Annotated in this window: 21 protein-coding genes; 12 read left to right on the top strand and 9 right to left on the bottom strand. The window is 60.0% G+C overall.

Features of this window, described 5'->3' with window-relative positions; all coding sequences use genetic code 11:
- Positions 1-57: 57 nt before the first annotated feature.
- The 3 genes from HU762_RS10970 to HU762_RS10960 all read right to left on the bottom strand — a co-directional run bounded on the left by HU762_RS10970 (position 58) and on the right by HU762_RS10960 (position 1,623).
- The gene (locus HU762_RS10970) at positions 58-780 is read right to left on the bottom strand and encodes a metallophosphoesterase (RefSeq protein ID WP_186636503.1); all 723 of its coding nucleotides are present in this window, start codon (positions 778-780) and stop codon (positions 58-60) included.
- A 73-nt stretch (positions 781-853) separates the two neighbouring features.
- On the bottom strand, positions 854-1,453 hold the full coding sequence (locus HU762_RS10965) for a putative adenosine monophosphate-protein transferase Fic (RefSeq protein ID WP_186636501.1): 600 nt from the start codon (positions 1,451-1,453) through the stop codon (positions 854-856).
- On the bottom strand, positions 1,453-1,623 hold the full coding sequence (locus HU762_RS10960; protein WP_186609798.1) for a YhfG family protein: 171 nt from the start codon (positions 1,621-1,623) through the stop codon (positions 1,453-1,455). Before HU762_RS10960 ends, HU762_RS10965 begins: the two co-directional genes overlap by 1 nt.
- A gap of 170 nt (positions 1,624-1,793) precedes the next feature.
- On the opposite strand from HU762_RS10960, the gene HU762_RS10955 reads away from it, so the two are divergent.
- Together HU762_RS10955 and HU762_RS10950 are read left to right on the top strand one after the other, a co-directional pair.
- A complete protein-coding gene (locus tag HU762_RS10955; protein ID WP_186636499.1) occupies positions 1,794-3,014 on the top strand; it encodes a putative DNA modification/repair radical SAM protein in 1,221 nt (406 codons plus the stop codon).
- Entirely contained in the window at positions 3,005-3,862 is an 858-nt protein-coding gene (locus HU762_RS10950) for a TIGR03915 family putative DNA repair protein (RefSeq protein ID WP_186636496.1), read from the top strand. Before HU762_RS10955 ends, HU762_RS10950 begins: the two co-directional genes overlap by 10 nt.
- Positions 3,863-3,894: 32 nt before the next feature.
- On the opposite strand, the gene HU762_RS10945 is transcribed toward HU762_RS10950, so the two are convergent.
- Both HU762_RS10945 and HU762_RS10940 read right to left on the bottom strand, forming a co-directional pair.
- Positions 3,895-4,257, bottom strand: a complete 363-nt coding sequence (locus HU762_RS10945) for a BrnA antitoxin family protein (RefSeq protein ID WP_186636495.1) — start codon at positions 4,255-4,257, stop codon at positions 3,895-3,897.
- Between the two features lie 3 nt (positions 4,258-4,260).
- The gene (locus HU762_RS10940; protein WP_186636854.1) at positions 4,261-4,470 is read right to left on the bottom strand and encodes a BrnT family toxin; all 210 of its coding nucleotides are present in this window, start codon (positions 4,468-4,470) and stop codon (positions 4,261-4,263) included.
- 23 nt (positions 4,471-4,493) lie between these two features.
- Between HU762_RS10940 and HU762_RS26905 the strand changes: the two genes are divergently transcribed.
- The 3 genes from HU762_RS26905 to HU762_RS10930 all read left to right on the top strand — a co-directional run bounded on the left by HU762_RS26905 (position 4,494) and on the right by HU762_RS10930 (position 6,354).
- Positions 4,494-4,628 (top strand): hypothetical protein, encoded by a 135-nt coding sequence (locus HU762_RS26905; RefSeq protein ID WP_272975942.1) that lies wholly within the window; start codon positions 4,494-4,496, stop codon positions 4,626-4,628.
- Positions 4,629-4,773: 145 nt separating this feature from the next.
- Complete coding sequence (locus HU762_RS10935; RefSeq protein WP_186636494.1) at positions 4,774-5,460, top strand: isochorismatase family protein; 687 nt, start codon at positions 4,774-4,776, stop codon at positions 5,458-5,460.
- Between the two features lie 6 nt (positions 5,461-5,466).
- Positions 5,467-6,354: a LysR family transcriptional regulator gene (locus tag HU762_RS10930; RefSeq protein ID WP_186636493.1), complete on the top strand. Its 888-nt coding sequence runs from the start codon at positions 5,467-5,469 to the stop codon at positions 6,352-6,354.
- Between the two features lie 53 nt (positions 6,355-6,407).
- On the opposite strand, the gene HU762_RS10925 is transcribed toward HU762_RS10930, so the two are convergent.
- Complete coding sequence (locus tag HU762_RS10925; protein ID WP_186636492.1) at positions 6,408-7,316, bottom strand: AraC family transcriptional regulator; 909 nt, start codon at positions 7,314-7,316, stop codon at positions 6,408-6,410.
- Positions 7,317-7,560: 244 nt separating this feature from the next.
- Between HU762_RS10925 and HU762_RS10920 the strand changes: the two genes are divergently transcribed.
- Both HU762_RS10920 and HU762_RS10915 read left to right on the top strand, forming a co-directional pair.
- Complete coding sequence (locus tag HU762_RS10920) at positions 7,561-8,784, top strand: MFS transporter (RefSeq protein WP_186636491.1); 1,224 nt, start codon at positions 7,561-7,563, stop codon at positions 8,782-8,784.
- A gap of 149 nt (positions 8,785-8,933) precedes the next feature.
- Positions 8,934-9,188, top strand: coding sequence for a hypothetical protein (locus HU762_RS10915; RefSeq protein ID WP_186636489.1), 255 nt, complete (start codon positions 8,934-8,936; stop codon positions 9,186-9,188).
- Positions 9,189-9,236: 48 nt separating this feature from the next.
- Here the strand turns inward: HU762_RS10915 and HU762_RS10910 are convergent, their stop codons facing one another.
- Entirely contained in the window at positions 9,237-9,716 is a 480-nt protein-coding gene (locus HU762_RS10910) for a hypothetical protein (protein WP_186636487.1), read from the bottom strand.
- 132 nt (positions 9,717-9,848) lie between these two features.
- Complete coding sequence (locus tag HU762_RS10905) at positions 9,849-10,991, bottom strand: mechanosensitive ion channel family protein (protein ID WP_186636485.1); 1,143 nt, start codon at positions 10,989-10,991, stop codon at positions 9,849-9,851.
- Positions 10,992-11,186: 195 nt separating this feature from the next.
- Here HU762_RS10905 and arsN2 point away from each other — a divergent pair, with 195 nt between their 5' ends.
- A complete protein-coding gene (gene arsN2 / locus HU762_RS10900) occupies positions 11,187-11,612 on the top strand; it encodes an arsenic resistance N-acetyltransferase ArsN2 (protein ID WP_189684656.1) in 426 nt (141 codons plus the stop codon).
- On the opposite strand, the gene chrA is transcribed toward arsN2, so the two are convergent.
- Positions 11,609-12,964, bottom strand: a complete 1,356-nt coding sequence (gene chrA, locus HU762_RS10895; RefSeq protein WP_186636479.1) for a chromate efflux transporter — start codon at positions 12,962-12,964, stop codon at positions 11,609-11,611. The two genes, arsN2 and chrA, sit on opposite strands and share 4 nt — an antisense overlap.
- Before the next feature lie 178 nt (positions 12,965-13,142).
- Here chrA and HU762_RS10890 point away from each other — a divergent pair, with 178 nt between their 5' ends.
- The 4 genes from HU762_RS10890 (at position 13,143) to xth (ending at position 19,207) form a co-directional block, all read left to right on the top strand.
- Positions 13,143-13,802 carry a ribonuclease T2 gene (locus tag HU762_RS10890; RefSeq protein ID WP_186636476.1) on the top strand — a complete coding sequence of 220 codons (660 nt, stop codon included), beginning with the start codon at positions 13,143-13,145 and terminating at the stop codon, positions 13,800-13,802.
- A gap of 187 nt (positions 13,803-13,989) precedes the next feature.
- Positions 13,990-15,561: a GGDEF domain-containing protein gene (locus HU762_RS10885; RefSeq protein ID WP_186636473.1), complete on the top strand. Its 1,572-nt coding sequence runs from the start codon at positions 13,990-13,992 to the stop codon at positions 15,559-15,561.
- Positions 15,562-15,765: 204 nt separating this feature from the next.
- Positions 15,766-18,342, top strand: coding sequence for an EAL domain-containing protein (locus HU762_RS10880; RefSeq protein WP_186636463.1), 2,577 nt, complete (start codon positions 15,766-15,768; stop codon positions 18,340-18,342).
- Positions 18,343-18,412: 70 nt separating this feature from the next.
- The gene (gene xth, locus HU762_RS10875) at positions 18,413-19,207 is read left to right on the top strand and encodes an exodeoxyribonuclease III (protein ID WP_186636461.1); all 795 of its coding nucleotides are present in this window, start codon (positions 18,413-18,415) and stop codon (positions 19,205-19,207) included.
- Positions 19,208-19,269 lie beyond the last annotated feature (62 nt).

Raw genomic sequence — 19,269 nt, 5'->3', positions numbered from 1 at the left:
ATTGGCTTTGTTTCGGTAAATGGGATAAATAAATCCCCTTTTTGATTAGCCGTTACTTCATTGTGTCGTGCCTACGCTGATGACGGCTTGGCTGTTGATTTCCACGAGGCTTAACGCACCGTCGGAAAAGGAGCAGCCAGTGTCCATATAGACCACGTTGCCGAGGCGCGTGACGTTGGGGACGGTGGAATGCCCGACGTAGAGTGCGTGGAGGCCCTTGATTGAAGTCTGGTCCTGTCGTTCTATTTTTTCTCGGGCATACAGGGCTTCCGCCAAGGCTTGGCGTTGACACTGCTCTCCAAGTTTCCCGGTTATGGCGTCTTTCGCACCCTGCCAATCATCGTTAAGGCCGACCATCGGCGCCTGGGCATGTACGACCCCAACCGTTTCGTTTGGCGATAGATGGATTTCGAGAATGACTGGAAGTTTTTCAAAGGCCTTTAACAGCTTGTCCTGGATGGCAGGGTTCAACTTGTAGAGCCAAGCGCCACCGTTGCGGATATGCCTGGGTCTGTCCCCATGGCCGGAGATACCGTCGATCAGCATTTGCTCGTGATTGCCGCGTACCGCGTGGAACCAGGGCTTCTCCAGCCAGTTCAACACGTCTTCTGAGTCGGGACCCCGGTCGATAAGATCGCCCACGGAAAAAATACGGTCCAGCTCGGTATTGAAATTCACTGCGGTCAAGGCCGTGGCAAGCATGTTGAAATGACCGTGTATGTCGCCCACCACGAAGTCGCGACCTTGCTTGTTCGGTGGGAAGGAGGCGGTCCGGTACATGTTTTGTCTTTTGGAAGATTAGGCTGGTGGGGAATGTAGCACTTAAACGGGGGAGCGCAGAGAGGGCTTATGCCTAGGGTTGAATCGCTTGCCCAATACATTTCTCAAACACTTTTTCCATAGGCCCCAGCACGCAGTTGTAGGCCGCGATATTGGCGCAGATCCATTCGTCTTTTTCGATCCCCCACCAACTGATCTCAAATCCCGCATTCATGATCAGATGCTCAAACAGTATGCGCTGGGCGCGGCCATTGCCTTCGCGGAAGGGGTGCACGACGTTGATGTCGGAATAGGCATCAGCCACAGCCACGATCAAGTCCGCTCGGTCCATGCCTTCGAACCAGTTCGCCGTCGCCAGTTTGGCGAAGATTTGCTCGGCTTCCTTTTCCATGTATTCGGGTTGGCAAAAGCGCAAGGCTTGTTTGGCCATGCCAACGGTGCGCAGTTCCCCAGCCCACTCGAACAGGTCGCAGAACAATGCTCGATGAATATTCTGCAGGTAGCTCAGGTCGTAGGGGGGAGGGTTGAACTCGACGCTTGCCGCTGCGATGGCCGACAGTTGTTGTTCGGCTTCGTCCAGGGTCGGCTCGTCGCGGATCTCGAGTTTATTGCGAAGGACCGTGGAGCCCGCGTAGCAGTAGGCGTCTTCCCCGACACCATATTTGTCGGGCATCAGGTTCTGGTCTGGGTGAAGGTCTTCAGGACTTGTTCACGGGAGGGCAGCTTGCATTCGCCGTCTTCGGGAGACACCTTGAAGCCTTCCAGGCGCAGGCTGGCGGCGTAATTGGATCGGCGTGTCCTGGCCGCGTAGGCCTTCTTTGTTTCAAGGCTGACATTGCCCATGGGGCTGAACCTCAATCGCGTGAGTGGACGGATTATAGCCCATCCCGCCACCAGGGCCTACGCCGTGGCCGGGATGATTCGGTCCTTCAGGAGCCTGGATTGACCAACGGAGCTTGCATCGCGGCGCGTCTCAAAATACTGTGTATGCATCCAGTATTGGGGCATTCTCCATGCAACTCATCGCCAAGCTCGGCATTCTTGCCGACGCCGCCAAATATGACGCATCTTGCGCCAGCAGTGGCGCCCCCAAACGCAGCTCTCGGGGGCGCGACGGGCTTGGCGCAACCGATGGCATGGGCATTTGCCATAGTTACACTCCGGACGGCCGCTGTGTTTCTCTACTCAAGGTGTTGCTGACCAATTTCTGCCTGTATGACTGCCAATACTGCGTCAACCGTCGCTCTAGCAACGTGCCGAGGGCGCGATTCACGCCGGAGGAGGTGGTTCGCCTGACGCTGGATTTCTACCGGCGAAACTGCATCAGCGGCCTGTTCCTCAGTTCCGGCATCATTCGCTCGGCGGATTACACGATGGAGCAATTGATCCGAGTGGCACGGCTGCTGCGAGAGGAGCACCAGTTCCGCGGTTACATCCATCTCAAGACCATTCCCGATGCTGATCCGCTGTTGATCGAAGAAGCGGGACGGTTGGCGGATCGCCTGAGTGTGAACATCGAACTGTCCAGTGAGGTGAGCCTCAAGCGCTTGGCGCCGGAAAAGCGATTGACGACCATCCGCCAGGCCATGGGCACCATCCATCACGGTCAACAAGCGGTGGCCGGCGAGCCCCGGGCGCCGCGTTTTGCCCCGGCCGGGCAAAGCACCCAGGTGATCGTGGGGGCTGATGCCACCGATGACCATGCCATCCTCAGCAATGCCGAGTCGCTCTACCAAGGCTACGGGTTGCGGCGGGTCTACTATTCCGCCTTTAGCCCGATCCCCGACAGCCCCGCCAGCGTTCCGCTGGCCGCGCCGCCATTGCTGCGCGAGCATCGTCTGTATCAGGCCGACTTCCTCATGCGCGGCTACGGCTACAAGGCCGGCGAGCTGCTGGGAAAAACCGCCAACCTGGACCTGGACATCGATCCCAAGCTGGCCTGGGCATTGGCCAATCGCGAAGTTTTCCCTCTTGACCTCAACCGCGCCGAACCTGCGTTGCTGGCGCGTATCCCCGGCATTGGCCTGCGGAGTGTGCAACGCCTGGTAGCGTTGCGCAGGGAGCGGCGGATTCGCTACGACGATCTGGTGCAGATGCGCTGCGTACTGGAGAAGGCCCGGCCGTTTATCGTCACCAGCGATTATCGACCCGCCGACGCTCAAATGCGCAGCGGCTTGCTGCGGGCTCGTTTGCGCGATCCTCAAAGGCCTGTGCAAATGGGATTATGGGCATGATCGCGCTGGATTGTGACGATGATTTCGCCACGTGGCGTGACCAGGCCCGAACGCTGCTCGGGCATGGAGTCGACCCCTGCGACGTGACATGGTCCCAGGGCCCCACGGCCGATTTGTTGGCCGTGCAGGCGCCCTTGCCGCAAGGTCCGGGACCGTTCCGCACGCGTGTTCCGGCGGCCTTGTTGGATCAGCTCGAACAGGCCAGCCGCTATCAGGGTGAGCAGCGCTGGAGTCTGTTGTACGAAGTGCTCTGGCGCGTCGCCCATGGCGACCGCACGGCCATGCTCGCTGGGGATCGACTGGGTAGCGAACTGCAACGGCGCATCAAACAGGTCAGCCGCGAAGCCCATCATTTGCACGCCTTTGTGCGCTTCATCCCCTTGCCGCCAGCCGTGGCCGAGCGACTGGAATTGGATCTGGTGGCTTTTCACCAGCCGGCCCACGACATCCTTGAAAGCGCGAGTGGTCATTTCGCCGAGCGGCTGGGCCGGCAACGCTGGCTGATCGCAACGCCTCGCGACGGAATCCGTTTCGATGGCCAATCGCTGGATTACCAGCGGCGCTGCCCCGAGCAGTGGCAGCAATGGGCCCGCCACGCCGAAGACCCCGGCGCCGAGTTGTGGCGCACCTATTATCGTCACATTTTCAACCCGGCAAGGCTCAATCCCACCGCGTTACGACAGCACATGCCGGGACGATTCTGGAAGCATTTGCCTGAAGGGGACTTGATTCCGCAATTGGTGGGGCAGGCGCGGCAGGGGAAGCAGCGGGATGGGCAAGCATTGGAGGTTGGGGAGAGGGAGGGTAAGCGGATAATCGTTGGCAGCATGGCAGAGGCACTGCGTTGAGACAGTGCCTGCGCGTCACAGAGTTCCCCAGATCATGCCGATGCCTTGGCGCTGCCGGGCTTGGGCGCATTCATCATCTTGTGCAATTCTTCAGTCATGGCGGCTAGCCGTTTCTCCAGATCCTTCACATCGGATCGGGTAATTCCGTTTGCGTAGGGTTTGACGGTGCGGGTCCGCTTTTGCGGCGCTGGTGCCAGGTTGTGGGCGGTTTCGGATACCAGGGCCTGACGCAGCAGATGGTTGATGACGGTTTGATAGCCAATACCGGTATTTTCGGCGGACTCGCGAGCAGCTTTGATCACCTCATCATCGAGCATGATGGTGATGCGGGTCTTGCCTTTACTGCTCGCAACGGGACCGCGCTTGGCGGTGCTGAAATCGTATTCTTCTTTCATAGGTCACCCCCCTAGGTACTGATGCAGTTCGTTTTTGGAGGCTACTCGCGCGCTGATGAGGCGGACGAAGTCCGGCTCGCGGTAGGTGTAGGCAACGACGAGAACACGACCGGTTGCGTCTCGGCCCATGATAACCCAGCGTGTTTCCTCATGGTCGTTGTCCTCTCGTTCAAGGGCCATACCGTCGTAAAATACGGCTTCAGCGTCTGCCAGGCTTACTTTGTGTGAACCTCGCGATGCGTTCCGAAATCAGCACCGATGCAGTGGTGTTGCACGACTTCGCCCAAGTACTGGCGATCTCGTTACGGGACGGTTGCGATTTATTGGATGTCATTGGACGGCGATTGCAGGCGCAGCTTTTGGCATCCTGACGGAAGGAGGGCGACCTCACGAGTCGCCCTTCAAACGACGTATCTGTGCAAACCCCAAACAAGTCCTGTACCGCGCGCACTGTGTTCCGGTGCAGACCATCCCCCTAGCATTCCCTCATCCACTCCACGAATGAAGGAATCTCCCATGCAACGTTTCCCCCGCCGTTTCCTCAGTGCCTGTGTTTTATCGGGCGTTCTCGCCAGTGCTGGCGCCTTGGCCGAAAGTCACCCGACCATCCGCGCCATGTCTGGCGCCGCGCCGGTCAGCCAATTGCCTTCTGGTAAAACCGCGTTACTGGTGATTGATTTTCAGAACGAATACTTCGCCGGTAAGATGCCGATCCCCGACGGCCCTGCAGCGCTGGCCAATGCTCGCAAACTGATCGAGTTCGCCGATGAACATGAAATGCCGGTCTACCATGTCCAGCACATTGCACCTGCCGGTTCGCCAGTGTTTGCCGTTGACGGTGAAACCGTGAAATTCCACCCTGACATGCAGCCCCGGGCCAAGGATTCGGTCTTGCAGAAAACCACCGTGAGCGTGTTCGGCAGTACCGATCTGGACAACCGCCTGAAAACCGCAGGCATCGAGAATCTGATCGTCTCCGGCCTCATGACCCATGCGTGCGTGGCGGGAGCTGCCCGTGATGCGGCCCCGCTGGGCTATAACGTGCTGGTGGCGGCCGATGCCTCGGCTACCCGCGCGATCACTCGGGTCAACGGTGACTCGATAAACAAGGACGCTTTACATAAGGCTGCCCTGGCTGAAATCGAGGATACGTTCGGTGACGTGATGAGTACCGCCGACATCATCAAGCTACCGGTGCGCTGAAGCCCTATGAATCAGATGCTCGCCATGCGCGTGTTCCGCAGCATCGCCGAAGCCAAGGGTTTTTCAGCCGCCGCCGAGCGACTGGACACCACGCACTCATCGGTGTCGCGGCATTTGCAGCAACTGGAATCCGCGCTGGGCGTGCGACTGATCAACCGTAATACCCGGCATATGAGCCTGACGGCGGCGGGGGAAGGGTATTACTCAGCTTGCGTGGATATTCTCGATCGCGTGGACGCTGCGTCCCAAGCGGCCGCCCGGGAGCAGGAACGTCCGTCCGGGCTGCTTCGAATCAGCGCGCCGCTGGTGGTGGGCACGTTGGAACTGGCGCATTGGTTGCCGGCGTTCCAGGCGCGTTATCCGGATATCTGGGTTGATTTGTCTTGCTCCGATCCGCTGGTCGATCTGGTGGCTGATGGCTTCGATGTGGCGTTGCGGATCTGCGGGCCGTTGGCCGACAGCAGCCTGGTTGCCCGACAGCTCAGCGTCTCGCCGCTTGTGCTCGTGGCGGCGCCGGCCTATGTGTTCAAGTGCGGTCTGCCTCGCAGCGTTGCCGAACTCAACGAACATCGATTGTTGACCTATGGCGCGTCCGCCCAATGGACGCTTGGAAATGAGAGCGGCCAATCGGCCACGCTGGATTGCCGCAGCACATTTCATACAGACACTATTACCGCCTTGCATGCCTGCGCCCTGGCGGGCGGGGGTATCGCCGCGTTCACTTTAGCGACGGTGAAGGATGACCTGCTGACGGGGAGGCTGGTGCGGATTCTGCCTGAGCACACCCTTGGGGAACGGCACTACTACGCGCTTTATCCTAACGCCCGGCATCTGCCGGCCAAGGTGCGGGCGTTCGTCGATTATATGGCGCAGTACTACCAGGGCAGGGGTTGACCGCAAGCAAGTTGCCTTCGCCACGATGGTCCATGACAAAACGATCAGACGGTCTAGATAACGTTTGGCGGCCGGCGCAAGGCGGCAATGTCGCGCTTGGGGGGTTCGCCGAACAGGCGGCTGTATTCACGGCTGAACTGCGAGGGGCTTTCATAGCCGACCCTGTAGGCGGCGCTCGCCACGTCCAGGTGCTCATTGAGCATCAAGCGCTTTGCCTCGTTCAACCGCAGCCACTTCTGGTATTGCAGCGGACTCATCGCGGTGAGCTGGCGGAAATGATGATGGAACGTCGGCGCGCTCATTTGCACGCGGGCCGCGAGGTCGTCGACGCGGATTGGCTCGGTGTAGTTCAGTTTCAGCCAGTCTATCGCCTTGGCGATCCGATGCCCCTGGCTGTCGACGGAGGCAATCTGCCTTAGTCGCGCCGCCTGGTCGCTCATCAACAGTCGATAGTGGATTTCACGCTGGATCAATGGCGCCAGGACCGGGATCGCTTCGGGCTCATCCAACAAGGCCAGCAAACGTGCGAACGGCGCCAGGAAATCAGGCGTAGCCGTGCCGATTCCGGCGCCAATCCCGACCGGGCGTTCAACGCGTGGCGCCAGGCTGCCCTGGGCAACCAGATCGGCGACCATGCGCAAGTCCAACCTCATGACCAAGCCCAGGCACGGCTGCTCCGGGCTTGCCATCAGCACTTCGGAATTTGCGGGCATATCCAGCGATGTCATGAGAAATCGCGTGGTGTCATAGCCATAAGCCTGGCCGCCGATCCAGACCTGTTTCATGCCTTGGGCGACGAGGACGACGCTCGGTTCGATCATGCAGGTCGCGGGCGGCGCAGGGGCGTCGCGGCGGAAAAAACACAGGCCGGCAATCGACGTCTCGAAGTCGCCCGTTCCGGTCGCCCGGGTACCGATGAGGCCCGCGAGGCGCTCTTGTGGCGATCTGCCCTGAGTGGTCATGTCGATCTTCTGCCGGGTTGATAGTTATGGGCAGAACATTAACCCGCCAAGCGAAGCGTTGCCTATGGCCTACAGACACGTTCACAGGATCGGGCAAGAACTTCAGTGAAACGTTCTACCGGCCAACGGCGCGGGCCCTTGAGAATGCAGAGAATCCAATCAGCGGCTGCGAGCCGCCGTTTTCATCTTCGGGCGTTGCATAGGCCCGACGCTTAACCCATCGATAATTTCAAGGCTTTCATCAATGACCACTACCTCATTGCCCAAACCGCAGCGCCAGCCTGCGTGGGGTGCGGTGCTCGCCATGTCGCTTGCCGCCTTCGCGCTCGTGGCCTCGGAGTTCATGCCGGTCAGCCTGCTGACGCCGGTAGCAACGGATCTTCACGTCAGCGAAGGGCAGGCCGGCCAAGGCATTGCCGTCTCCGGCGCATTTGCGCTGGTCACCAGCCTGTTCATCGCATCGATCGCCGCTCGGGTCGACCGTAAATGGCTACTCTGCGCGCTGACAATGCTGATGATCGTGTCTGGAACAGTGGCTGCCATGGCGCCCAATTACGCGATATTCATGCTCGGCCGTGCGTTGATCGGCGTTGCGATTGGCGGCTTCTGGTCGCTGTCGGCGGCCACGGCCATGCGCCTGGTGCCGGAGGACAAAATCCCCCGCGCCTTGGCTGTCGTCAATGGAGGCAATGCCTTGGCGACGGTGGTGGCCGCGCCGTTAGGCAGTCTTCTCGGGGCGATCATTGGTTGGCGGGGCGCGTTCCTTTGCATCGTGCCTGTCGCCGCGCTTGCCCTCGTCTGGTTGCTGTTGCGCCTGCCGTCGATGCCCGCCAACGCGAAACGAGGCACTGGCAACCCTTTCAAGTTGATGACTCAGGCTCAGGTGGCATTGGGCATGCTGGCGGTCAGCACGTTGTTCATGGGGCAATTCATGTTGTTCACTTATCTGCGACCGTTCCTGGAAACGGTGACGCAGGTGAGCGTGTCGCTGCTGTCGTTGATGCTGTTGGTGGTTGGTTTGGCGGGTCTGCTCGGCACCTTCCTGATCGGCTCATTCCTGAAAAATGGCTTGTATCGGACGCTCGTCATCATCCCAGTATTGATGGCAGCAATCGCCCTCGCCTTGGTTGCGTTCGGTGAGTCGGTGATCATCACCGCCGTGCTGCTGGGTCTATGGGGCCTGGTGGCGACAGCGGCCCCAGTTGGCTGGTGGACCTGGCTGGCCAGGTCCTTGCCCGAGAATGCCGAAGCAGGCGGCGGATTGATGGTGGCGATCGTCCAGCTTGCCATCGCCATGGGCGCCACCGTTGGAGGCGTCCTGTTTGATGCAAGCGGCTATCGTGCGACGTTCGAAACCAGCGCCGGCGTACTGGGCATCGCTGCCGTCCTGGCCTTCCTGGCGGCCCGCGCGGCGGCTCGCCAGTCTCCGCCAGTTTCGAGCGCGGCGACGTCCGGTGCGTTGGGTTGATCAAAAACGATGCGGCGAATGCAAAACCAGGAAGTGCTCGAGTGAACCGTTGGGCGGCTGCGGTTGGTGGCACATTGATATCTTGATAAGCTTAGGACTCGTTACCTGCCGAGTTGGTTAGTGTTGTGTCTACCGAAAGAGTTTCCCAATTGGAGCAAGCGCTCCTCGCGGTGATCGCGGCTGCGGGCAAGATGGGCATCAGTTGCGATGAGTTATGCGCTCAGGCAGTGGGTGGGTTGGTGTCCGAGCGCTACTGGAGCTGGGCGGATGCCCAACATGCACAAGGCGCCGCCGACGAGATCGATAACGCCTGGACAATTCTGGTTGGCAGACAAACAACGATCCACGGGGCTCGGGCACTTGAATCAGGGCCTGACGCAGAACTTGAATCGGCGGCCGGCTAAACGCTTCAGTCTTCGCGAAAATGGGCGACTCAAGGTCGCCCATTTTTTTCAGAGTCCCAGGCCTTCCTCGACAACCGAGAGGAAGGCATCTTCATCCAGCGTCAGCGGTTCTGAGCGCTGCTGTCCGGTTGACCACAAATGCCAGATCGATTCGCCGTGCCCGCCCACGGTGCGCAGGATGCAGCGCTCCAGGCCCGTCATGTGAATTTCGACGCAGCCGTCCGAACTGGAGGAGAAGCGCGCGATCGGGTCGAGCACGATGCGCCGATGATTGCCTTCGATCACCAGTTGGTCGATGGCGTAGTTGTAGGTCGAACCACTGCAATGGCGTTCAAATACGTGGGTCGGGTTATGTCGGATGTCCAGGCCGGCCTCACAGACCGGTGCCAGCCAGGTTTCGATCTGACGGTACAAGTCATAGACTTGGCCGGGCCAATGTTCAATGGCCAGGTCGGCGCAGTTGTCGGTATCGGCCGGGGTTCGTTGGGCCTGCCTCAGCTTGGTCGCGAGTTCGTCTGCCTTGCTCATGTCTATCCCCTGTCGTGGTGATAGGTTGAGCTTAGCTGAAGGGGCTGAGTGTTCATTTGCGCTGGGTCATGAGTCGTTTCATTTCGATTGGCGAAGGGCCGGATTCGGGCAGCTCACACGGGATAAAGCGCATCAATGCTGCGCCCGAAACGACGCCGCAGCCTGCGCGGGCACGTTGTCCCTGGACATTCGCTCGGGTGTATCCGGCAGCGAAGCGATGTGCACGGCACGGGACGGCATGGCGAAGCGCACGCCGATCTTGGCGAATTCATCCATCATGCCCAGGTTGATGGCCTGCTGGATGTCCATGTACACGTTGTAGCTGGGATCCAGCACGATATACACCGTCTCGAATTCCAGCGCGCTTTCGCCAAACCCGCGAAAGTGCGCGCGGTCGAAGCGGGTCTTTTCCTGAGCCTTGATGATGCGTTCGACGATAACCGGCACTTGGCGCAGTTGTTCTGTCGAGCATTGCTGGGGCAGAGCAAATTCGAAAACGATACGCCGCTCCTGGAGCCGCTTGTAGTTCTGGATCGTGGTGCTGATCATCCCGGCGTTGGCCATGACGATCTGCTCGCCGCCCAGGCTGCGGATCCGCGTGGTCTTCAAACCGACGTGTTCTACGGTGCCGGCCAGGGAGCCCACCACAATGAAGTCACCGACTTCGAAGGGCTTGTCCACGGCGATTGACAGCGAGGCGAACAAATCCCCGAGGATGTTCTGCACGGCGAGCGCCACGGCGATGCCGCCAACCCCGAGGCTGGCGATAAAGGCCGTAATGTTCACGCCCAGGTTGGAAAGCATGGCCAGCAGCACCACCGCCCACAGGAACACCTTCGCGCCCCATAGGCTCAGGGTGGCCAAGGCACTTTTCTGATGAATATCGGTATGGCTGTGACGGGCGAAATAGTGCAGCAATGCCAGGGCGATCGCCCGGTTTGCCCACAATCCCACCTGCAAGGCGGCCACCACGAACCAAAGGCTGCTGACCCGGCCCAACCAGCGTTCCGGTAGGTCCAATACGCCGATGCCAATCAGAATCGAGGCCAATAACAACAAGGTATTGCTGGTACTGGAAAGCACTTCGACAGCGATGTGGCTGAGGTAGGCATCAGGCTTTTGAGCCCGGGCACGCACGTTTTTCAGGAGGAAACCGACGCCTGTCCTGGCGATGATAAAACTCACCGCCGTCACGGTCAGTGCCAGTAACCAGTTGGCGATGGAGATGCCTAGCAGTTGGGTGTCGGTAAAGATTTCGAGGGAGGTTGAATCCATTGACGGGTCACCTGTGCCATTGCTGTTCAGGTCGGGCCCCAGGCCGATTTGACGCAAAGGCCTTGGCCGGGCCATGAACCTGATTAGTTCGCCTCAGCCAGGGGCCGTTCAATTTTCTTACCGGAGTTGTTGCAGGTTCCGGTAGCGGCGGCGTAGTTTCAGAGCAGAGCATAGGACAGGACATTCGCCGTGCAGATGACAGCATTAAACAGTGACGCACTGGGGCCGCTGCTCAAGGCGCTCGCCTTGGCTGGCCTTCCGGTAGAAGACCTTGATCAACCTGGCCGACGCTTTTTCAGCTTCAGCCAGCAGGGCGTCGACGTGGCGTTCGGCGGCCTCGAGGGCGAGGGCTCCGACAGATTGTTGCGTTCACTGGTTGTGCTGGAAGGGCAACGACGGCGAGGCACTGGCGCAACGGTGTTGGCCGTCCTCGAGGCGTTTGCAAAAAACGACGGGGTAGAGTGGCTTCACTTGTTGACGGACAGCGCCGCGGCGTTTTTCGTTGCACAGGGCTATCAGGCGCGAGACCGCTCGCTGGCGCCTGCTGCAATCGGCGCCACCGCGCAATTCAAGACCCTGTGCCCGGCTTCCGCAATCTATCTGAGCAAATGCCTCGTCTAGCGCAGCAAATGCACTGCCAACCCGGCAAGCCCGCATGCCAACAGCACCTGGATCACCCCGCGCTTGTAGCGAAATAGCGCAATGGCCGCTGCTGTCGCGATGATTGCCGAGGGCCAGTCCAGCGCACCGGCGAAGCCGTTGGGCCAGAGTACGTGGTAGCCAAAGAAGCAGGCCAGGTTGAGGATCACGCCGACTACGGCGGCGGTGATGGCGGTCAGGGGAGCGGTGAACTTCAACGAATCATGAGTCGATTCCACTAGCGGCCCGCCAGCCAGGATGAACAGGAAGGACGGCAGGAAAGTGAACCAGGTTACCAGCGAGGCCGCCACGGCGCCGGCCATGAAGGCCTGATCGGGACCGAACACTTGCATCACGTAGCCGCCGACGAAACCGACGAATGCCACCACCATGATCAGCGGCCCGGGCGTGGTTTCGCCCAGCGCGAGGCCGTCGATCATCTGGGTCGGCGTCAGCCAGCCAAAGTGCTCGACGGCGCCCTGATACAAATAGGGCAAAACCGCATAGGCGCCACCGAAAGTCAGCAACGCGGCCTTGGTGAAGAACCAGGCCATTTGCGTGAGGGTGCCTTCCCAGCCGAAAAACATCGTTAGCAGCCCCATCGGCAATGACCACAACAGGGCGCCGATCATCGCCAACCGAACGAGTCGAGCGGTGCTGAACCGGGCGTGTTCCGGTGGCGGGGTGTCGTCGTCTATCAGCGCCGGGCCGTAGGATCGATGATTGGCCCCATGGCCACCCAGGCTGAATTTGTCCGGTGCCCAGCGGCCACCGAAATAGCCGATGACAGCGGCGCCCAATACGATAAGGGGGAAGGGGATATCGAACGCGAATATGGCCGTGAATGACGCCGCAGCGATAACCCATAACCAGCCGTTCTTGAGCGCGCGCGAGCCTATCCGATGCGCAGCATGCACCACGATTGCCGTTACCGCGGGCTTGATGCCGTAGAAAATTCCCGCCACTGCCGGCACTTCGCCAAAGGCGACATACAACCAGGACAACGCAATCAGGATGAACAGCGACGGCAGGACGAACAACGCCCCGGCAATCACCCCGCCCCAACTGCGATGCATCAGCCAGCCCAGGTAAGTGGCCAACTGCTGCGCCTCCGGCCCTGGCAGCAACATGCAGTAATTGAGCGCATGCAGGAAGCGTCGTTCGGAGATCCAGCGACGGCGCTCCACGAGCTCCTGATGCATGATCGAGATCTGTCCCGCCGGGCCGCCAAAGCTGATGAAGCCCAACTTGAGCCAGAACCAGAAAGCTTCCCGCAGACTGACGGTCGCGGGGCGGGTCAAGGGGATGTCGGCGGCCGGGGTCGGTTTTCTCATGGTCGTCGGGAATTGGTAGTCAAGGGCTGCCAACGTTATGGCGCGTTACGCAATTTAGATAGCCCCCGGCTAGGTTTGCTTGTAAAAAAGCGCACTTTGATGGGTTGGACAACCGGCGCAAATTAATCCGGGTCCGTCCTCATGCCGTCTTTCTAGATATTCACCAAGGAATGGGTCGATGAAGCAATGTTTTACGGTCGTCATGCTGGTTGCGATGCTATTAGGTTCCATCGGCGCGGCCAGTGCCCGGGAGCCGCATCAAGTTCGCGCGCCATCCATCGCGGGAGTGTTCGACTATTACGTACTGGCGCTGTCCTGGTCGCCGACTTTTTGCCTTACTCACCAGAACGACACGCAGTGTTCCGGCAAAGGCTACGGTTTTGTGCTCCATGGCCTCTGGCCGCAATATGCCAAGGGCGGCTGGCCGAAATCCTGCTCGCCCAAGGTGGCCTTGACCGCGGCCGAGCGAGAGAAGGGCTTGACGCTGTTTCCGACCCGCAAGCTGTTGGAGCATGAATGGTCCAAACACGGGACTTGCAGCGGGCTCGGTGCCATGGGCTATCTGGAAGCTTCGGACAAGGCCATCGGCACGGTAAAGATTCCCGCGCAGTTGCAACCCCTCAGCTCTTCTACTTATCTGGAAGCTGAGGAGATTGCCCGGCTGTTCCGCCAAAGCAATCCCGATATCGATTCCAACGGCATAGCGGTGATTTGCAGCGGGCCGCAACTGTCGGAAGTGCGAGTGTGCATGAGTAAGGACCTGGCGTTCACCGAGTGTGGCAAGGGCGTCAAGACACAATGCCGCGCTGGGGAAATCCGGGTTCCGCCGGTGCGATGAAACCAGCGATACAACATCTTCAAGAGGAGGCCACGCGTCAGAAGCGACGATGGGTTTTTGGATCCATTCAGCCACCCATCGGCTTCGTTCCAATGGCTAATTGCCGCCCTACAAGCGGCAGGCTAAGCTCACGAATATTGGGGGCTTTGAGCGATTCGCTCATGTCCTGCCCCCCTCAGGAATTCGCTTGCCTATCCCCACTTTTGATCCGTTCCACGCTCCCGGTGGTGCTCTCAAGCGCCTGCCGTTGCTCAAGGCAGCGGTTGCGTTTATCGCCGCTGTCTGCCTGTGCCTGTGTGGCTTGCTCTACCTGCAGTTGGAACAGTCCCGTCGCTACGACCTGGCGTCGGCCCGCGTCGCCTCGGCCAACCTGACGCGGGCCATGGCCCAGCAGGCCCAGGACACGTTTCAACAGACTGACCTGGTCCTCGCCAGCCTGGCGGACTGGATGCAGATCGACGGTTTCGGCCACGCGTTACAACCGCGTCTGCAACAGACGTTCGCCCGGCGCGTGCAATCGTTGGAGCAGTTACATGGGCTGTTCCTGTTTGACAAGGACGGACATTGGGTCATCACCTCCTTCGCCAATCTGCACAGGGGAGCGGGGGTCGCGGATCGCGAGTATTTTGCTTTTCATCAACAGAATGCCTCCCTGCTTGCGCATATCGGGCCGGCGATTCGCAGTCGCCAGAATGGTGAGTGGATCATCCCCGTTTCACGGCGATTGAACGATTCGGACGGCAATTTCCAGGGCGTGCTGATGGCCGGGGTCAAAATGGCCTACTTCGATCAGTTCTTCAAAAGCTTTAGCCTCGATGACGAAGGCGAGATGGTCCTCGCCCTGGCCGACGGAACCTTGCTGGCTCGCCGGCCTTTCGATGAAACCAAGATCGGCCGTTCCCTGGCCCAGGACGCGATCTTCCAGCATGAGACGCAAGGGACCGTCATCGGCAACGCGGTGATCCGCTCCGCCGCCGATGGGGTCATCAGGCTTTATGATCATCAGCATTTGCGCGCGTATCCCCTGGTTGTCACCGCCGCGATGTCTGAAGAAGCGATCCTCGCGGGCTGGTACGACAGGGCGTTCCAATCCAGTCTCATCGTGGGCCTGGTCGTGCTGGGCATCTGCCTGTTCGGCTGGGTATTCGTGCGCCAGGTGCGTAACAGCGAGCGAATTGAAGCCGACCTGCGCAGGGCCCAGGAGGCGCTGGAGCTGATCGCCACCCATGACAGCCTGACCGGACTGGCAAACCGCCGTTTGTTCGAGCGCGCCCTGGACATCGAATTTGGCCGAGGCGCCCGTCAGCGCAGCCCGTTGAGCCTGATCATGCTCGATATCGATTTCTTCAAACGCTACAACGACACCTACGGGCACGTTGCCGGAGACCACTGCCTGGCGGAAGTAGCGACCGTGCTCAGGAATTGCTGTCATCGCAAAGCCGACCTGGCGGTGCGTTACGGCGGTGAGGAGTTCGCTGTGCTGCTGCCCGACACCAACCTGCAGGGTGCGATGGCATTGGCCGAGCAGATCCGTCGCAGTGTCATCGACAAGCATATTACCCATTCGGCTTCCCCCTCCGGTTATCTGACCGTGAGCCTGGGCTGTTATGCCTTCGTGCCTAGCAGCCTGGACAGTACCGAAGCGTTCATCCAGCGCGCCGATGCGGCGCTCTACCAAGCCAAGCACAGCGGTCGCAACTGTGTCGAGGCCTTGTCCAGGGAAGGCGTGCTCGATGCTTTGGAGCGCTCCGATCGTTGAGATTCGTTGGAATCATCAGTAGCGCAGGACAGTCCATTGTTCGACCCGTGGCGCAAGCGATGCGTAGGCCCTTTCGTCAAATTCCGTAGGCTCGTCATCTGTCACAGCGGTGGCTGCTAAGGTTAAGAAAACGCCAGGGCCGAGCGCCGCTCATGAAGTAAAGCTGTACGGCGAAGCCAGCGCCGCAAGGACAGGAGCACGTCAATGGACACCACTGCCGCTACCCCCTCTGACGCCAAGCGTCACACGCCGATTACCCGTCGCCTGGTGGTGGCCGTCGGCGGATTGTTTGTCCTGGGGGTTCTGGTGGCCGTTGTCGCGCTGTTCAACATCGCGCAAAAGCTGGATACGGAGGATGTGCGCAAAACCCATTTCTATATCGAACGCGCCCTTGATAACCGCATCACCGCCTCGAAGAACTACATCGCCAGCTACGCCTACTGGACCACGGCCTACGATCACCTCAACGGTGAAGTCGACGTGCAGTGGGCCTATGCCGAACAGAACATGGGCAAGACGCTATTCACCAATGATGACTTTGAGGGGGTATTCGTCATTGACCGTGAGCGCACCAAATACGCCGTGGTGCGCGGGCAGCATGTCCAGGCAGAGGCAACGGCCTACATGGATACGCCGCTGGCGGACCTCATGGATCAGCTCCAGGCGCAAGCTGACCTGACGACGCCCGCGATCCGTTACACCTTGTTCGAAGGCTGGCCGGCCGCTGTTACGGCTTCGGTGATTCTTCCCAATGACGAACGCCCCCGGGTGGCGCCTGAAGGAACGTCGGTCTTGCTGTTCGTCGATCAACTCACGCCCGTCAAACTTCGCAAGTTGGGCAAGAGCTACGGCCTTACCGAGTTGACCCTCGTCAAAGACACCGCGTTGGGGCCCGGCCAGGCCGCCGTGCCGCTCGACAGCACGGGTTATAGCCTGGTGTCGCGGCTGGAGCGGCCGGGCCAGCAGTTGCTCTGGTCGCTGCTGCCGCCATTGGGTGGGGCGTTGCTGATCCTGGCATTGCTCACGGCTTACTTTTTTCGCTATGCCATGCGCACGGCTCGACAGGTAGACGCCAGCTACGACAGCCTTGAAAAGTCGAAACAAGCACTTGAAGCCAGCGAAGAGCGCTTTCGCGCCGTGGTCGAAGCCGCGTCCGACTGGATCTGGGAAATCGATAGCCAGCAGCACATCACCTACCTGTCGGGTCGCTTTAATACCGTCACGGGATTTTCCGACCAGCAGTGGCTGGGCCAGGACATCGAACAATTGTTGTATTGCGATACGACCCCGATCGCGCTGTGGCTAGGCAAACTGGTGGAGGATCAGAACGCCAGCAACCTGCGTTGTTCCTACCGCGATCATTCCGGGCAGTTGCGGTTCTGTCGGGTTTCGGCGCGGCCGATCTATGACAAGGCCGTCGTTACGGGGTATCGCGGCACCGCCAGCGACATCACCGACGAGGTCGCAGCTCATGCCCAGGTCCAGCATCTTTCGCTGCACGATGCGTTGACCGGCCTGCCGAACCGCAACAAGTTGGCGAGGCACCTGGATGACGCCTTGGTCGCCAAGGAGCATGCCGCGCCGTTGGCCTTGCTGATGGTGGACCTGGACAACTTCAAGCCGATCAACGATTCGCTTGGCCACCCGGCCGGCGATGCGGTGTTGCTGGAAGTCGCCCAGCGCCTGCGCGACAGCACGCGTGAGCAGGACCTGGTGGCGCGCCTGGGAGGTGATGAGTTCGTGGTGGTGCTCAGTGGCGTGGAGCACAGCGCTGAAATTGATCGATTCTGTGCGCGATTGATCGACAGCCTGCAACAGCCGATTCACTACGAGACCCATTCGCTGCACATCGGCGCCAGCATCGGCATTGCCGTCAGCCGCCGCCAAGGCTATGTGCCGAGTGAATTGATCCGCTGCGCCGACATCGCCCTGTACCAGGCCAAGTCAGAGGGCAAGAAGACCTGGTGCTATTTCGTCTCGCACATGAACGACCAGATCCAGCACCGACGCCAGCTGGAAAGTGACCTGCGCCAGGCGGTGAAGAACAACGAGTTCATCCTGCATTTCCAGCCTCGCTACAAAGTCGATGGCAGCGAAATCGTCGCAGTCGAGGCGCTGGTTCGCTGGCAACATCCGACCCAAGGCTTGTTGGGCCCCGACGCGTTTATCCCGCTGGCCGAACAAACCGACCTGATTGTCCCGCTTTCACGCTGGGTATTGCGTGAGGCCTGTCAGACCGCCCTGACCTGGCCGGGAGCGTTGATGGTTTCGGTCAATCTTTCCCCGGCACAATTCGAACGCAGCGATGTCGTGGAGGATGTGCGCCAGGTACTGATCGAAACCCATTTCCCGGCGAGTCGCCTGGAGCTGGAAATCACCGAAAACGTCATGCTGAACGATGTGAATGGCGCGCTCCAGGTCATGAATGCGCTCAAGGAGTTGGGCGTGCGCTTGAACATGGACGACTTTGGCACCGGTTATTCATCCCTCGGTTATTTGCGTACCTACCCATTCGATGGCATCAAGATCGACAAGCGCTTCATCGCCTCCATGAGCAACAGCAGCAACGATCGGGCCGTGGTCCAGGCGATCATCAACCTGGGCAAGGCGATGGGCTTGACCGTCACTGCCGAAGGTGTTGAAACGCTGGCCCAATTGGGGTCGCTGGGCTCGGATGAATGCCACGAAGTCCAGGGGTATTTCCTCAGTCGGCCAATCGACAAACAGGCATTTGCGAACTTGCTCTTGAGCGGCCAGTCGTTACCGCGAACCGGTTCCTGAACAGTGGTTGCAACCTGGGCGGCTTCCTCACGGTCACAACCAGTGTGTTGGCATTCAGAGTTTTTGGCCCATGAAGAACCTGCGAATCGCAACCTTCAATATCAACGGCATCCGGGCCCGGTTGCCTAACCTGCTGGAGTGGCTGGAACGGGAGAAACCCGAGGTCGTTTGCTTGCAGGAACTCAAGGCGGCGGATAAGGATTTCCCGGCAGCGGAACTGGAGTCGGTAGGGTACGGATCGATCTGGCATGGCCAGGCTTCGTGGAATGGTGTTGCGATCCTGGCCCGCGATGCGCAACCGCTGGAGAGCCGGCGCGGCCTGCCGGGGGGCGACGACGACAGTCACAGTCGCTACCTGGAAGCGGCGGTGCACGGTGTCCTGGTGGGCTGCCTTTACCTGCCCAACGGCAACCCGCAGCCAGGCCCCAAGTTCGACTATAAATTGGCCTGGTTCGAACGGCTGATCGATTATGCGCAGGCGCTACAGGCAAGCGATCATCCGGTGGTGCTGGCCGGAGACTACAACGTGGTGCCCACCGACATGGACATCTACAACCCGCGTTCCTGGCTCAAGGATGCGCTGTTGCAGCCTGAAAGCCGCGAGTGTTATCAGCGGCTGCTGGACCAAGGCTGGACGGACTCGTTGCGTCACCTCTACCCGGACGAGCGCATCTACACTTTCTGGGATTATTTCCGCCAGCACTGGCAGAAGAATTCCGGGCTGCGCATCGATCACCTGCTGCTCAACCCGGCGGCCAGCGCCTACCTGAGCGAGGCGGGCGTGGACGCTTGGGTCAGGAACCAACCTCATCCCAGCGACCATGCGCCCACTTGGATTCGGTTGTCTTCGCGAAAGCGGCGTTAAACGTAGAACGGGCGGTCGCCGCAGATTGTCCGCAAGAGGGAAATGCCTTATACCTGCGGATT

This window comes from Pseudomonas sp. SWRI92 (genome assembly GCF_014268685.1).
In the GTDB taxonomy this organism is placed as follows: Bacteria; Pseudomonadota; Gammaproteobacteria; order Pseudomonadales; family Pseudomonadaceae; genus Aquipseudomonas; species Aquipseudomonas marvdashtae.
The sequence above is the reverse complement of the archived record's forward strand: the minus strand, read 5'-3'. Positions and strand labels throughout refer to the sequence as shown.